Raw genomic sequence first — 14759 nt, forward strand, 5'->3', positions numbered from 1 at the left:
GGGCGTTCGTCGGGCCGTGGGTGGCGCGCTCGCCGTCAGGCCGTCCTCGTCGCGCTCGCCGCCCGGTAGGACCGACGGTAGTCGTTCGGCGGCACGCCTACCGTGCGGGTGAAGTGGCGACGGAGGTTGGCGGCGCTGCCCAGGCCGGACAGGTCGGCCACTTGGTCGACGGGCAGGTCGGTGCGTTCGAGCAACTCGCGGGCCCGGCCGATGCGTTGGGCCTGGAGCCACTGCATGGGTGTGGTGCCCGTGGCCGCGTGGAAGCGGCGGACGAGGGTGCGCGGGCTGGTGTTGGCGCGGCGGGCGAGATCGGCGACGGTCAGCGGTCGGCGCAGCCGTTCGGTGGCCCAGTGCAGCAGGGGCGCGAGCGAGTCGTCGCGGCGCTCGGGCAGGGGGGTCTCGATGTACTGCGCCTGCCCACCGGGGCGGTGGGCCGGGGCGACCAGCTGGCGAGCCAGCGAGCTGGCCGTCTCGGTGCCGAAGTCCTCCCGTACGAGGTGCAGGCAGACGTCGATGGCCGCGGTCGACCCGGCACCCGTCAGCACATCGCCGTGGTCGACGTAGAGGACCGAGGGGTCGACGGTGACGGCTGGATAGCGCTCCGCCAGCAGTGCCGCGTACATCCAGTGCGTGGCGGCCGTGCGGCCGTCGAGGAGCCCGGTGGCGGCGAGGGTGAAGGCGCCGGAGCACAGGGAGACCAGCCGCGCGCCGCGGCGGTGTGCCTCGCGCAGTGCCGCGACGAGTTCGTCCGGCGGATCACCGTGCACATCCGCCGAGCCCGGTACGAGGACGGTGTCGGCGGTGACCAACTCCTCGATGCCGTAAGGCGTCCGGGCGTGGAACCAGGGGCCGGAGCGGGGCCCGGTGCCGTCCGTGCCGATCGCGCACACCCGCAGGTCGTACCAGCCCGGAGGGGTCTGGATGCGGTCGAAGCCGAAGATGTGGCAGGGGATGGCGAGTTCGAAGAACGGGATGCCGTCGGTGACGGCGACGGCGATGGAGGGCATGGGCCGAGTATGGCAGGGGAGGTGGCAGGAATGTAGCGGGTATTGTCAGGGCTGCCACTCGTGACGGTGGGCGCGGCGTTCGATGCTGATCGGCATGACCAGTTCTGTTTCGAAATGCCGTGGGACGCATGGGCCAGCGGAGGCGCCTGCGGAAGAGCTTGGGGACGGGCCGGCGGCAGCGTCCACGAAGGCGCCCGATGTTGCGGTCCGGGCCGACGCGCCCGCCGACCCCCGCCGCTGGCTGGTGCTGGCGATCGCGTCCGCGGCCCAGTTCCTCGCCGTGCTCGATCTGATCGCCGTCACCATCGCCTTCCCGGCGATCGGCCGTGACTTCGCGCCCGCGTCCCCCTCCGCGGTGTCGTGGGTGCTCAACGGCTACACCGTTGTCCTCGCCGCGCTGCTCGTACCAGCCGGACGGATGGCCGACGAGGCGGGGCGACGGCGCTGCTTCCTGATCGGCATGGTGCTGTTCGGCCTCGCCTCGGCGGCCTGCGGTGCGGCGCCCACCCTGGAACTGCTGGTCGCGGCCCGGGTGGTGCAGGGCGTGGCGGCGGCGGTGCTGATCCCCACTTCGCTCTCCCTTGCGCTGCCCGTCTTTCCACCGCACGAGCGGGCGACCGCGGTCGGAGCGTGGACGGCGGTCAGTGCGGTGGCGGCGAGTTCCGGGCCGGTGATCGGCGGACTGCTGGCGGCCTCCGACTGGCGGCTGGTCTTCCTGATCAACGTGCCGGTCGTGGTCCTCGCGGCCGCGGCAGGCGTGCGGCTGCTGCCGCGCTCCGTGCGCGGTCCCGAGGTCCGGCAGAGGTGGGACCTGCCGGGCGCGGCGCTGGTGCTGGTGTGCATCGGGGCGCTGGTGGCCGCGTGCGTACAGGCCCCCGAGTGGGGGTACACCGCGCCGGCCACACTGGTCGTCCTCGGCGTCGGTGTGGCGGCCGGTGCCCTGGGTGTACGGCATGCGCGGCACGCCGCGGAACCCGTCGTGGACCCGGCCCTCTTCCGGACGCCCGGTTTCGGGGCGGCCACCCTGGGGCTGCTCAGCTATTTCGTCGCGTACTCCGTGATGATGCTGGGCACGACGCTGCTGTTCACCGACGTCTGGCACTACTCGGTCCGGACGGCCGGATTGGCGCTGGCCCCCTGGCCGCTTACGGTCCTGGTGGTCTCCGCGCTCTCCGGCCGGATCGTCCGGGCGGTCGGCGAACGGGCCGCCGGCGTCATCGGGTCGCTCTGCTTCGTCGCGGCCGCGTCGTGGTGGCTGGTGGGCGCGGACGACGGCGGCGCGGGCACGCACTACGCGGTGCACTTCCTGCCGGGTCTGGTCCTCGCGGGAATCGGCACCGGCCTGTACCAGCCGGTGATGTTCGCCGCCGCGGGGCTGCTGCCCGCGCGGAGGCTGTCCGTGGGGTCCGGGGTGCTGATGGTTTCCCGGCAGGTGGGTACGGCACTCGGGGTGGCCGTATTGATCGCCCTCATGGGAGGGCCGGGGGAAGGTCCGCATCAGGGGCAAGGGCACGGCCAACCAGGGCCGGGAATGGGCGCGTTGAGGGCCGGCTGGATCGTCGCGACGGTGACGGGTGCGGTTGCGGTGGGGGCGGCGGTCACGCTGCGGGCGGGCGGCGACGGTGATGCCAAGGCCACACGGAGCCGGCGTGCGCGCCCGGCCAACCGCCGTCGGGACCGTACGGCCGCCGCCGGACAGCGCCGACCCCCCGCCCCCTAGGCAGGCGCCCGGTCCGCCCGGTCCGCCCGGTCCGCCCGGTCCGCCCGGTCCGCCCGACCCCGCCCCGCGCCTTCCGCCCACCCACACCGATGCGTCGCCCGACCCGGCCACACCGGGACCGGCCACTACCGGCCCCTGCCCTCCCGGCCCCTGCCCTCCCGGGCCCAGCCACCCGCCCCGTCGGCCGACCCGTGCACCCCACATCGGCCGACTCCCTCCACCCGGCCCCCGGAGCGGCCAAGATGGGGAGATGGGATTCCAAGTCGACTCCGAGGCCGGGCGGCTGCGCCGGGTCATCCTGCATCGTCCCGATCTGGAGCTGAAGCGGCTCACCCCCACCAACAAGGACGCCTTGCTCTTCGACGACGTGCTGTGGGTACGCCGGGCGCGCGCCGAGCACGACGGGTTCGCGGACGTCCTGCGCGACCGGGGCGTGGAAGTGCACCTCTTCGGGGATCTGCTGGCCGAGAGCCTGCAGATCCCCGCGGCCCGCGAGCTGGTCCTGGACCGGGTCTTCGACGAGAAGCTGTACGGGCCGCTGGCCACCGACCATCTGCGCGCCGCCTTCGACGAACTGCCGGTCCCGGAACTCGTCGAGGCGCTGGTCGGCGGGATGACCAAGCGCGAGTTCCTGGAGCACCATCCCGAACCGACCTCGGTCCGCTTCCACGTGATGGATCTGGACGACTTCCTGCTGGGGCCGCTGCCCAATCACCTCTTCACGCGCGACACCTCCGCCTGGATCTACGACGGGGTGTCGATCAACGCGATGCGCTGGCCGGCCCGGCAGCGCGAGACCGTCCACTACGAGGCGATCTACCGCTACCACCCGCTCTTCCGCGGTGAGGACTTCCACGTCTGGTCGGAGGGGCAGGCGGACTACCCCTCGACGATCGAGGGCGGCGACGTCCTGGTCATGGGCAGCGGTGCGGTGCTGATCGGGATGAGCGAGCGGACCACTCCGCAGGCCGTCGAACTGCTGGCGCGCGGGCTGTTCGCGGCCGGTTCGGCGCGCACGATCGTGGCGCTGGACATGCCCAAACGGCGGGCGTTCATGCATCTGGACACCGTCATGACCATGATCGACGGAGATACCTTCACCCAGTACGAGGGTCTCGGCATGCTCCGCTCGTACACCATCGAGCCCGGCTCGGGCGAGCAGGACCTCAAGGTCACCGATCATCCGCCGGAGCACATGCACCGCGCCATAGCGGCCTCGCTGGGGCTGTCCGACATCCGGGTGCTGACCGCGACCCAGGACGTGCACTCCGCGGAGCGCGAGCAGTGGGACGACGGCTGCAATGTGCTCGCCGTGGAACCCGGCGTGGTGGTGGCGTACGAGCGGAACGTCACCACGAACACCTTTCTGCGCAAGCGCGGCATTGAGGTGATCACGATTCCGGGGAGCGAGCTGGGACGGGGCCGGGGCGGTCCGCGCTGTATGAGCTGTCCGGTGGCGAGGGACGCGGTGCCCGGGGCAGGCTGAGGCGTACGGCGGTGGCGTGCGGCGGTGGCGTGCGGCGGCGGGCGGGGTGCGCGGAGGGCGTGGCAGCCACAGGAGCGAAGCGACAGCCGTAGGTGCGACGCGGCGGCCGCCAGTACGACGCGGCAGCCGCACGGAGGGCGGCCAGTCGTATATAGATACGACGCGTCGTATACACTTCCACTTCCCATCCCGTCCCCGACCGCCGCGAAACAGGAGCCGACCGATGGCGATAGACCTCACGGGCCGCCACTTCCTCAAGGAGCTGGACTTCAGCGCCGAGGAGTTCCGCCGACTGATCGACCTCGCGGCCGAGCTGAAAGCGGCGAAGCGTGCCGGTACCGAGGTCCCCCGCCTCCGCGGCAAGAACATCGCCCTGATCTTCGAGAAGACCTCCACCAGGACCCGCTGTTCCTTCGAGGTCGCGGCCGCGGACCAGGGTGCCTCGACCACCTACCTCGACCCGTCCGGTTCGCAGATCGGGCACAAGGAGTCGGTCAAGGACACCGCGCGGGTGCTGGGCCGGATGTTCGACGGCATCGAGTTCCGCGGCAGCCGCCAGTCCGACGTCGAGGAGCTGGCCGCGTACGCCGGCGTACCGGTCTTCAACGGGCTGACCGACGACTGGCACCCGACCCAGATGCTCGCCGACGTCCTGACCATGGTGGAGCACGGCGGGGGCCGCCCCCTGGAGGAGACCGCCTTCGCCTACCTCGGCGACGCCCGCAACAACATGGGCAACTCCTACCTCGTCACCGGCGCCCTGCTCGGCATGGACGTACGGATCGTGGCGCCGAAGGAGCTCTGGCCCGAGGAGACGGTGATCGCCCGGGCGCATGAGCTCGCCGACGCCAGCGGGGCCCGGATCACGCTCACCGAGGATGTCGCCGACGGTGTGCGCGGTGCGGACTTCGTCGCCACCGACGTCTGGGTGTCCATGGGCGAGCCCAAGGAGGTGTGGGACGAGCGGATCGCGCTGCTGGCGCCGTACGCGGTCACGATGGACGTGCTGCGCGCCACCGGCAAGCCGGACGTGAAGTTCCTGCACTGCCTGCCCGCGTACCACGACCTGGGCACGGCGGTCGGCCGGGAGATCCACGCGCGGCACGGCCTGTCGTCGCTGGAGGTCACCGACGAGGTCTTCGAGTCCGCGCACTCGGTCGTCTTCGACGAGGCGGAGAACCGGATGCACACCATCAAGGCGGTACTGGTCGCGACGCTCGCCGGCTAGGGGAGGGCGGCCTTCGCCGCCCGCCCGGCGTCGGCGATAGCGCACCGCACATATCGGCAATATCACTGCATAGACATACGCCCCAAGGGGCGATCATGCAGCTCCGGCGGCTACCATCGAGCCGCTAGCGGGGTTCGGACCCACCGGTCCGGACCCCGCTCGTGCGTGGCCCACCCGTGCCACGCGCACCGCACCACCAGAGAGAGAACGCCCATGCGTGCCCCAGGTCCCTCCGGACTGCGCATCAAGTCCCCCGACCTCCTCGTCGCCGAATCGGGCGCGGACCGGGAAGGCAACGGCCTCAAGCGCAGCATGGGCCTCTTCCAGCTCGTCTGCTTCGGCATCGGCGCCATCGTCGGCACCGGCATCTTCGTCGGCCTCTCCGACACCGTCGCCGAGGCCGGCCCCGCGGTCATCGTCTCCTTCCTGCTGGCCGCCGTCACCTGCATCTTCACCGCCTTCTCCTTCGGAGAGCTGGGCGGCGCGATCCCGGTGTCCGGCAGCTCGTATTCCTATGCGTACGCCACCCTCGGCGAGCGCACCGCCTTCCTCGTGGGCTGGTGCCTGCTGCTCGAATACGGCGTCTCGGTGTCGGCCGTGGCCGTCGGCTGGGGGCAGTACCTGAACGAACTGCTGGGCAGCCTGACCGGCTGGCAGCTGCCGGCCGCGCTCTCCAACCCGCCCGGCGACGGCGGCATCGTCAACGTCCCGGCCGTCGTCGTGATCCTGCTCGCCGCGCTGCTGCTGGTCCGGGGGATCCGGGAGAGCGCCCGCGCGACCGCCGCCATGGCGGTGCTGAAGCTGGCGATCCTGGTGCTGTTCTGCGCGATCGGCTTCACCGCCTTCCGGGCCGGCCACCTCTCGCCGTTCGCGCCGCAGAGCATCGCCGGGATCACCTCCGGCGCCTCGGTCGCCTTCTTCTCGTACATCGGCTTCGACGCGATCACCACGGCCGGGGAAGAGGTCCGGAACCCGCGGCGGAACATCCCCCTCGCCATCATGATCTGCATCGGCGTGGTCACCGTGCTGTACTGCCTGGTCGCGGTCTCCGCCATCGGCGCGCTCTCCTCCGACCAGGTCGCCGACCAGCCCGCCGCGCTGTCGCTGATCGTCAACCGGGTCACTCACTCCGCGCTCGGCGGCGGGGTCATCGCCTTCGGCGCGGTGGTCGCCATCGCGTCCGTCGTCCTCGCGGTGATGTACGGACAGACCCGCATCCTGATGTCGATGTCGCGGGACGGACTGGTCCCGCGCGTCTTCGAAAAGATCTCGCCGCGTACGTCCACGCCGGTGGCCAACACCTGGATCGTCGCGGCCGTCTTTGCCGTGCCCGCCGCGGTCGTCCCCCTGGACGTGGTGATGAACCTGACCACCATCGGGACGCTGGCGGTCATGGCGGCGGTCAATCTCAGCGTGCTGGTGCTCCGCCGGACCCGGCCCGATCTGCCGCGCCGCTTCCGCGTCCCGATCTTCCCGCTCAGTCCGATCCTCGGCATCGCGTTCTGCGGCTATCTGATCTACGGGACCGGCCCGGCCACCTGGCTGCAGTTCGTGGGCTTCCTGGTGGCCGGCGCGCTGGTCTACGCACTCTACGGGCGCCGCCACTCCCGCCTCGGCCAGGCCGACGGCCCCGGCACGGTCTCCGCGCCGACTGCGGAGGACGGGGAGCACGGGGAGCACGGGGAGGACGAGGAGGACGGCAAGAGGGACAGGGGGAAGGACAACGAGAGGGACGACGAGAAGGGCGACGAGCGGGAGCACGAGGCGGCGGTCAGCGCCGGCGCGCCCGGTGCACTTCGGGAAGGGTGAACCAGACCGCTTTACCGTGCCCGGTACGCCGACAGCCGGAGGCGGAGCTGAGCGAACGCACCAGGAGCAGCCCGCGGTTCCGGATGGCGGGTGCGGGTGCGGGTGCGGGTGGGGGAGCGGGGGCTGGGACGCAGGCGGGGGGCGCGGTTACGGCGACCGGTACGTTCCTTGGTTCGTCTCCTGATTCGCCGCCCGGTTCGCCGTCCCGTTCGTCCCCCGGTCCGGCCAACGGGGACGGTGTGTCCGGCCCGGAGACCGCCAAAGGTGCGCCTGTCCCGGCCATCGGCAGGGGCTTGCCCGGTCCGATCGCCGGCAGCGACGGGGGCTTGCCCCGTCCGACCGCCGGCAGTGGCACCGTTAGCGGCGTCGTCATCGGCAGCGGCTCTCCCAGTCCCTCGAAGAGCACCGTGTCGCCGTCGTGCACCTCCACCTGACACCCGTCCGGCCGCCGCTCCACCACCAGCTCGATGGGGTGACCATCGCTGGTGTGCTTGAGGGCGTTGGCGACCAACTCGGCGGTGAGCAGCTGAGCGGTGGTGCGGTCCGCGGTGGTCCCCAGGTCCTGGAGCGCGCAGCGGACCATCGCCCGAGCTATGGGCACGGCCGTCGTTCCCCGAGGAAGCGCGATGCGCCAGCTCGACGGCGGAGGCGATTCCAGCATGCGCGCGGCGTTCCGTTCGCGAGGGCGGGCTCGGACGGTTCCACCGTAGGAAGCACGGGGGCCGCCCGGGCAGGGCCGGGCGACCGCAAGGGACATGACCCAGGTCATACGCGAGGCGGGACCAAAGTCCCGAACGGGCAGGACCCTCGGCCCAGCGGGGCGGGGCCGGGGCGGGGTGGGCCCGGGCGCGTACAGGACGTAGAGAGCGTACGGCCGGCCGGCCGCGGCGACGGCGCGCGATGGGTGCCCCGGTGGTGCCGTCGCGCTGGTCCGATCAGGGGTGGTCGTGGACGGACCTTAGGGGTCATGGGAACAGATCCCCTAAGGGATGCGAAGGCCCCCTCGGGGCCGACAACGTGAAGACGGGGCGCGGTATTCCCCAAAGTCGGCTCCCCGCAAGGGCCTCGGCGACGCCGCGTCCCCCACCGCGCTCGGCGAATCCCCGCCCCCATCCGCCCCCCGTCCGCCCCCCTCCGCCCCCCATCCGGCCCTCGCCACGGCAGCGCACATATCGCGCCCTCATGACGACAGTCACAGAACAGTGATAGCTTCGAAGGGCATCCGGAAGAGCACCACCGGCCGACCCGCCGAAGGGGGCAGGCAGTCCGATGAGTCCGTTCGCAGGATCCGCCCGTAGTACAGAGACCTGGCAGCACATCCGTGTGACCAGGGAGGACGGGGTCGCCACGGTCACCCTGGCGCGACCGGAGAGGCTCAATGCGCTGACCTTCGAGGCGTACGCCGATCTCCGTGATCTGCTCGCCGAGCTGTCCCGGGAGCGCTCCGTACGCGCCCTCGTGCTGGCAGGGGAGGGGCGCGGGTTCTGCTCGGGGGGTGACGTCGAGGAGATCATCGGGGCCACCCTGGGCATGGACACCGGCCAGTTGCTGGACTTCAACCGGATGACCGGCCAGGTCGTGCGGGCCGTGCGGGAGGCACCGTTCCCGGTGATCGCAGCGGTGCACGGCGTCGCGGCCGGGGCCGGTGCGGTGCTCGCGCTGGCCGCGGACTTCCGGGTCGCCGATCCCTCGGCCCGCTTCGCGTTCCTCTTCACCCGGGTCGGACTGTCCGGCGGCGACATGGGCGCGGCCTATCTGCTGCCGCGGGTCATCGGGCTCGGGCACGCCACCCGACTGCTGATGCTCGGCGACGCGGTCCGGGCGCCGGAGGCCGAACGGCTCGGCTTGATCAGCGAGTTGGCCGACGAGGGGCGGGCCGACGAGGCGGCCGCGGCGCTCGCCCGGCGGCTCGCCGAAGGGCCCGCGCTGGCGCACGCACAGACCAAGGCGCTGCTCACCGCCGAACTCGACATGCCGCTGGCCGCCGCCGTCGAGATGGACGCCGCGACCCAGGCACTGCTGATGAACAGCGCCGACTACGCGGAATTCCACGCCGCGTTCACCGAGAAGCGGACGCCCAAGTGGCAGGGGAAATAGCCGTGCGGGTCGCGGTCATCGGCGGCGGACCGGGCGGACTGTACGCCGCTGCGCTCCTCAAACGGCTCGACCCCACCCGTGAGATCACCGTCTTCGAGCGCAACGCCCCCGACGACACCTTCGGCTTCGGCGTCGTCCTCTCCGACGAGACGCTCGGCGGCATCGAGCACGCCGACCCGGAGGTCTACCGCGCGCTCCAGGCGGAGTTCGTCCGCTGGGACGACATCGACATCGTGCACCGCGGCCGCACCCTCACCTCCGGCGGGCACGGCTTCGCGGCCCTCGGCCGGCGCCGGCTGCTGGCCGTACTGCACCGGCGCTGCCGCGGCCTCGGCGTGGAGCTGCGCTTTTGCACCGAGGCGCCGCCCGCCGCCGTACTGGCCCGGGAGTACGACCTGGTCATCGCCGCCGACGGTGTGCACAGCGCGACCCGCACCGCGCACGCCGACGTCTTCCGGCCGCAGCTGACCACCCACCGCTGCCGCTACATCTGGCTCGCCGCGGACTTCGCCTTCGACGCCTTCCGCTTCGAGATCGCCGAGACCGAGCACGGCGTCGTCCAGCTCCACGCCTACCCCTACGCGGCTCCTGCTCCCGCACCCGTTTCCGCTGACGCCGGCCTCACTGCACCTCACGCCCGTTCTGCCGTCATCCCTGACGCCGGTTCCCGCCCGACGCCCCACGCCCGTTCTGCCGCCGCCCCCGACGCCGGTGCCCCTCCGCTCTCCCCCCGCTCTTCGGCGGAGCCCGCCGGTCCTGGGTCCGCTCTCGGGGCCAGCACCGTCATCGTGGAGATGCGGGAGGAGGTCTGGCGGGCCGCCGGGCTGGACCGGGCCGATGAGCGCACGTCGGTGGAGTGGTGCGGCAAGGTCTTCAACGACGCCCTGCGCGGGCGGGCCCTGCGGTCCAACAACTCCAGCTGGATCGCCTTCCGCACCGTCGTCAACGAGCACTGGTCGCACGGCAACACCGTGCTGCTCGGCGATGCCGCGCACACCGCGCACTTCTCCATCGGCTCCGGCACCAAACTCGCCGTCGAGGACGCCCTGGCGCTGGCCGCCTGCCTCGAAGAGCAACCCGACATCCCCGGCGCCCTCGCCGCCTACGAGGCGGAGCGCCGGCCCGTCGTCGCCTCCACCCAGCGGGCCGCGCGCGCCAGTCTTGCGTGGTTCGAGGAACTCGCCGGGTACGTCGACCAGCCGCCGCGCCAGTTCGCCTTCAACCTGCTCACCCGCAGCCGCCGCGTCACCCACGACAACCTGCGACTGCGCGACCCAGGATTCGTCGCCGCCGTCGAGGACGAGGCGGGCATCCCGGCCGGCACGCCGCCGATGTTCACGCCCTTCCGGCTGCGCGGACTCACCCTGCGCAACCGCGTGGTGGTGTCACCGATGGACATGTACTCCTCCGAGGACGGCGTCCCCGGCGACTTCCACCTCGTACACCTCGGTGCCCGGGCCCTCGGCGGGGCCGGACTCGTGATGACCGAGATGGTGTGCGTCAGCGAACAGGGCCGGATCACCCCGGGCTGCGCCGGTCTCTACACGGCCGAACAGGCGGCGGCCTGGCGCCGCGTCACCGACTTCGTGCACACCCGGGCGCCCGGCACCGCGATCGGCGTGCAGCTCGGCCACTCCGGCCGCAAGGGCTCCACCAAGCTGATGTGGGACGGCATCGACGAACCGCTCGACACCGGCAACTGGCCGCTCGTCGCCGCATCCCCCCTTCCCTACAAACCCGGCAGCCAGCGCCCCCACGAGCTGACCACCGGCGAACTCGCCGATCTCCGGCGGGAGTTCACCGACGCCGCACGGCGCGCCGCCGACTGCGGCTTCGACCTCCTCGAACTGCACTGCGCCCACGGCTATCTGCTGTCCGGATTCCTCTCCCCGCTGACCAATCAACGCACCGACGCCTACGGAGGTTCCCTGGCCGGCCGGCTCCGCTTCCCCCTCGACGTCTTCGACGCGGTGCGCGAGGTGTGGCCGGACGACCGGCCGATGACCGTCCGGATCTCCGCCACCGACTGGGCCGAGGGCGGCACCACCGCCGAGGACGCGGTGGTCATGGCGGGCGCGTTCGCCGAGCACGGCGCCGACGCCATCGACGTCTCCACCGGGCAGGTCGTCTCCGGCGAGCGCCCCGACTTCGGACGCTCGTACCAGACGCCGTTCGCCGACCGGATCCGCAACGCGCTCGGCGTGCCGGTCATCGCGGTCGGCGCGATCTCCTCCTGGGACGACGTGAACTCCCTCGTCCTCGCCGGGCGCGCCGACCTGTGCGCGCTGGCCCGACCGCACCTCTACGACCCGCACTGGACGCTGCACGCCGCCGCCGAGCAGGGCTACACCGGCCCGGGCGCCCCCTGGCCGCTGCCCTACCAGGCAGGCAGCCGCACCCCGCCCACCGGGCGCACCGACGCACCGAAGCCCCGCCTCACGCTGCGGTGACGGGGGAGGCACGGGCAGCGCGGGCGGGGCCGCTCGAGGAGCCGGTCCGTCAGGGCGCCGGCACGCCGGTGATCCGCGCGGCGACCACCGGTCTTCCGTGCTGTTCCACGCCGACCTCGACCCGTCGCGCGCCACCGGGCGTGACCGGGTCCGGGGTGTGCGCCCGCACCCAACTCGGCGCGTCCAGTTCGGCGTACCGCTCGAAGGAGCACTCCAGGGAGACCGGCAGCATCGGCACACCGGGGGTCACCGCCTGGGCGGCCTGGCGGACGGCCTCGACCATCAGCATGCCGGGGGCGTGGTCGACGGGATGGCCGAAGAGCACCGGATGGGAGGTGTCGACCCGCAGCTGCCAGCGGTCCGGGAGGTCGGTGGGGGAGAGCACCACATCGCGTGCGCGGTCCCGGGCGACCAGCTGTGGGCTGACCGGCTCCGGCACCGGCAGCCGACGGGAGTTGGCGAACGCCAGGTCGCCGTATCTGCCGCGCAGCCGGCGGTGGGCCGTCGGGCTGTGACAGGAGTAGATCAGCCGGGCATGGGCCAAGTGGGCGCCGTCGCACCGGATGCGGAACTCCTGACGGGCGCTGATCAGGCGCTTCCCGCGGCGTACCACGTCATGGTCGGTGATCCGCAGCTCCACCTCGGCAGGTTCGTCGGCGGTGCGCAGCGCCTGCGGGGCGAGGTCGTAGCGGACGTGCTGCCAGACGATGGGGTGGTCGAGCGGCACCCGGTGCGCCACATGGCTCAGCAGTATCCCCGCCTGCCGCACGGTCTCGATCAACAGCAGCGGATCGTGCAGCCCGGCGACCGGTTCGTAGAAACTGTGGGCCCGCGGCCACTGGGCGCTGACCACCCAGCTGTTGCCGGGGCCGGGCCGCCAGTTGGTGAGGAACACCTCGGACACGGCGGTGCGGTGCCCGTACTCGCGGAGGCCGGGCGGGTACGAGGTCGGTCGGTTACCTCCCGCCGACGGGGCCGCCCTGTGGTGGTCGCGCGAGGAGGAGGGCATCAGGGTGGCGCTGGCCATAGGCGTCCCTTTCTGCGGTGCGGCACTCAGCGCCCTCACGGGCGAACGATCGACGACGGCCCCGAGGTAACTAAGATACGGACCATGTGGTTTGTTTGCCAGGGGCCACCTGCCGGAGTGAAGCGCGGTTCAGATGGGGACCTGGGTCCTGCGGCCGTGCGGATCGAGATGGCTCAACGGACCGGGCGCGGCCAGCCCCGGCAGGGTGTGCTTCCACAGCGCGGTGACCCGCTCGGGGAGGTCCGCGCGATTGGTCGCGGCCCGCGAGAACAACTGCACGCCCATGTAGGCGGCGACGAAGAACTCGGCCGCCCGTTCGGGCACCACGCCCGGCAGTAATTCCCCGTTGTCCCGGGCCTCGCGGAACATCGTCGTGATGATGTCCGTCCACACCTGATAGGGCATCAACGGTTCCTCGCTGAAGGTCGTTTCCACCGCGATCCGGGTGCCGGCCTGCAGCATCGGGTCGCTGCGCAGCGCCAGGGCCACCTGGTGCGTGAAGTCGATGGCGTCCTGGAGGCGGGACGCGCTGACCTGTGGGAGGAACGGTTCGGTCTGCTCCGTGATGACGGCACGGGCCAGCGCGTCCTTGGAGGTGAAGTGGAAGTACACCGCCCCTTTGGTGACGCCGGCGCGCTGGATGATCTCGGCCATGGTGGCCGCCTGATAGCCGCGATGTCCTATGACGTGAGCCGCTGCTTCGAGGACCGTGCGTCGGGTACGCAGTGCGCGTTCCTGCTTGACCACAGATCATCCTCCGCATGCTCTCTTGGAGTTGTTCGGCCGCCACCGCCGCTCGTGGCCGCGCAGTCTATTTGCGCCATGGTAAAGAAGCCAACCATGCGGTATTGAACCGCGCGCCGCCCGTCCCCAAGCCCCGTCGGTCGCAGGGCACTTCATCGGGAGCAGGGCATCGGGCGCAGGGCAGCGGGAGCAGGGCCGGCCTCGCTGCCGCAGTCTCGGCGGCACGCGGGTCCCGGCAGCGGCTGCGCGCTCCGGCGGACTCGGCCGCCGCCCTTAGGCGCGGCGGGAGTTCACCGCCGACGAGCGGGTGCGGAGGTGACCCCCGGCGCCGGACGGCATCGACGTGCCGGCATCGGCGCGGTGTGCGTGAAGCGGTGACGCGGACGCACGGTGGCAACGGCGCGTCGGCGTTCGCCGGAGAGAGGAAGACGGGCCGCGGGTGCGGCCCGGTACGGCGCGGCGGCTCCGGATCAGCCGGCCGCAGGCAGTTGCGCCGGTGCGGGAACGCCGGCGGCCGGCACCCGGTCCGGGGCCTCCGGCAGCAGCGCCCACAGCCCGGCGACGGCCTCCTCGTCCCACCAGGTGCCGTCCTCGCCACCCAGGTGCAGCAGCCCCACCACGATCGAGGTCAGCAGTTGGGCGGTGCGCCGCGGTTCGGCGTCCGGCGCGTCCGCCGCGGCCGGTCCGCCGGGGCTGCCGGTGCCGCAGGTGACGGCCTTGTCGAGGAAGAGCGCGTACCAGCGCTGCTCCAGGGCGTAGATGCCGAGGCCCGGTGCGGTCTCGGGCCGCAGCCGCAGCCCGGCGCGCAGCACCGAGTCGGTCCGCACCCGGCCGAACAGCTCGACGGCGAAGTCCCGTACGGCGTGCGGCAGCGGCTCCGGGGAGCGGGTGAAGGCGTCCTCGATCTCCTGGAGGGTGGCGAGTGCGGAGTCCCGCACCGCGAGGGTCAGGTCGTCCTTGGACGTGAAGTGGAAGTAGAGGGCGCCCTTGCTCAGGCGGGCCCGCCGGCTGATCTCGACCATGCCCGCGGCCGGGACCCCCTTCTCCAGGAAGGTCTCGGCGGCCGAGCGGATGAGTGCCTGGCGGCTCTGGATGGCGCGATGCTGGGTGGGCACGGTGTCCGTCCCGTCTCTAGTACGGCTGCGAGCTGTTTGCAGTCTACATAGAAAACCAACCATGCGGTTCGATATG

At 72.1% G+C, this 14759-nt stretch carries 10 protein-coding genes and 2 pseudogenes; 6 read left to right on the top strand and 6 right to left on the bottom strand.

Translation table 11 applies throughout. From position 1 onward, the window contains the following. Nucleotides 1-35: 35 nt before the first annotated feature. The gene (locus tag ACZ7MX_RS25505) at nucleotides 36-1007 is read right to left on the bottom strand and encodes a helix-turn-helix domain-containing protein (protein ID WP_472135555.1); all 972 of its coding nucleotides are present in this window, start codon (nucleotides 1005-1007) and stop codon (nucleotides 36-38) included. 94 nt (nucleotides 1008-1101) lie between these two features. Between ACZ7MX_RS25505 and ACZ7MX_RS25510 the strand changes: the two genes are divergently transcribed. The 4 genes from ACZ7MX_RS25510 (at nucleotide 1102) to ACZ7MX_RS25525 (ending at nucleotide 7250) form a co-directional block, all read left to right on the top strand. Next, nucleotides 1102-2727: an MFS transporter gene (locus ACZ7MX_RS25510; RefSeq protein WP_472135556.1), complete on the top strand. Its 1626-nt coding sequence runs from the start codon at nucleotides 1102-1104 to the stop codon at nucleotides 2725-2727. A gap of 250 nt (nucleotides 2728-2977) precedes the next feature. After that, complete coding sequence (locus ACZ7MX_RS25515; RefSeq protein WP_472135557.1) at nucleotides 2978-4213, top strand: arginine deiminase; 1236 nt, start codon at nucleotides 2978-2980, stop codon at nucleotides 4211-4213. Nucleotides 4214-4436: 223 nt separating this feature from the next. Continuing rightward, on the top strand, nucleotides 4437-5441 hold the full coding sequence (gene argF / locus ACZ7MX_RS25520) for an ornithine carbamoyltransferase (RefSeq protein WP_472135558.1): 1005 nt from the start codon (nucleotides 4437-4439) through the stop codon (nucleotides 5439-5441). Between the two features lie 213 nt (nucleotides 5442-5654). After that, nucleotides 5655-7250: an amino acid permease gene (locus tag ACZ7MX_RS25525; protein ID WP_472135559.1), complete on the top strand. Its 1596-nt coding sequence runs from the start codon at nucleotides 5655-5657 to the stop codon at nucleotides 7248-7250. Here the strand turns inward: ACZ7MX_RS25525 and ACZ7MX_RS25530 are convergent. Both ACZ7MX_RS25530 and ACZ7MX_RS25535 read right to left on the bottom strand, forming a co-directional pair. Continuing rightward, nucleotides 7213-7326, bottom strand: a pseudogene (locus tag ACZ7MX_RS25530) (ATP-binding protein); the annotation flags it as partial. The gene ACZ7MX_RS25525 and the pseudogene ACZ7MX_RS25530 sit on opposite strands and share 38 nt — an antisense overlap. A gap of 333 nt (nucleotides 7327-7659) precedes the next feature. Further along, a pseudogene (locus ACZ7MX_RS25535) lies at nucleotides 7660-7911 on the bottom strand (ATP-binding protein); the annotation flags it as partial. A gap of 608 nt (nucleotides 7912-8519) precedes the next feature. Here ACZ7MX_RS25535 and ACZ7MX_RS25540 point away from each other — a divergent pair. After that, on the top strand, nucleotides 8520-9347 hold the full coding sequence (locus ACZ7MX_RS25540) for an enoyl-CoA hydratase family protein (protein ID WP_472135560.1): 828 nt from the start codon (nucleotides 8520-8522) through the stop codon (nucleotides 9345-9347). Between the two features lie 2 nt (nucleotides 9348-9349). Then, on the top strand, nucleotides 9350-11797 hold the full coding sequence (locus ACZ7MX_RS25545; RefSeq protein WP_472135738.1) for an oxidoreductase: 2448 nt from the start codon (nucleotides 9350-9352) through the stop codon (nucleotides 11795-11797). Nucleotides 11798-11846: 49 nt separating this feature from the next. On the opposite strand, the gene ACZ7MX_RS25550 is transcribed toward ACZ7MX_RS25545, so the two are convergent. The 3 genes from ACZ7MX_RS25550 to ACZ7MX_RS25560 form a co-directional block, all read right to left on the bottom strand. After that, complete coding sequence (locus ACZ7MX_RS25550) at nucleotides 11847-12824, bottom strand: ScbA/BarX family gamma-butyrolactone biosynthesis protein (protein WP_472135561.1); 978 nt, start codon at nucleotides 12822-12824, stop codon at nucleotides 11847-11849. 129 nt (nucleotides 12825-12953) lie between these two features. Continuing rightward, nucleotides 12954-13571, bottom strand: coding sequence for a ScbR family autoregulator-binding transcription factor (locus tag ACZ7MX_RS25555; protein WP_472135562.1), 618 nt, complete (start codon nucleotides 13569-13571; stop codon nucleotides 12954-12956). A 467-nt stretch (nucleotides 13572-14038) separates the two neighbouring features. Next, complete coding sequence (locus ACZ7MX_RS25560) at nucleotides 14039-14683, bottom strand: TetR family transcriptional regulator (protein WP_472135563.1); 645 nt, start codon at nucleotides 14681-14683, stop codon at nucleotides 14039-14041. Nucleotides 14684-14759 lie beyond the last annotated feature (76 nt).

This window comes from Streptomyces sp. NPDC107765 (assembly GCF_055657085.1).

Excerpts from the sequence above, each read along its gene's own strand:
- ACZ7MX_RS25550 (WP_472135561.1), bottom strand. The coding sequence starts at position 12,824 with ATGGCCAGCGCCACCCTGATGCCCTCCTCCTCGCGCGACCACCACAGG.
- ACZ7MX_RS25525 (WP_472135559.1), top strand. The coding sequence starts at position 5,655 with ATGCGTGCCCCAGGTCCCTCCGGACTGCGCATCAAGTCCCCCGACCTC.
- ACZ7MX_RS25510 (WP_472135556.1), top strand. The coding sequence starts at position 1,102 with ATGACCAGTTCTGTTTCGAAATGCCGTGGGACGCATGGGCCAGCGGAG.
- ACZ7MX_RS25505 (WP_472135555.1), bottom strand. The coding sequence starts at position 1,007 with ATGCCCTCCATCGCCGTCGCCGTCACCGACGGCATCCCGTTCTTCGAA.
- argF (WP_472135558.1), top strand. The coding sequence starts at position 4,437 with ATGGCGATAGACCTCACGGGCCGCCACTTCCTCAAGGAGCTGGACTTC.
- ACZ7MX_RS25515 (WP_472135557.1), top strand. The coding sequence starts at position 2,978 with ATGGGATTCCAAGTCGACTCCGAGGCCGGGCGGCTGCGCCGGGTCATC.
- ACZ7MX_RS25540 (WP_472135560.1), top strand. The coding sequence starts at position 8,520 with ATGAGTCCGTTCGCAGGATCCGCCCGTAGTACAGAGACCTGGCAGCAC.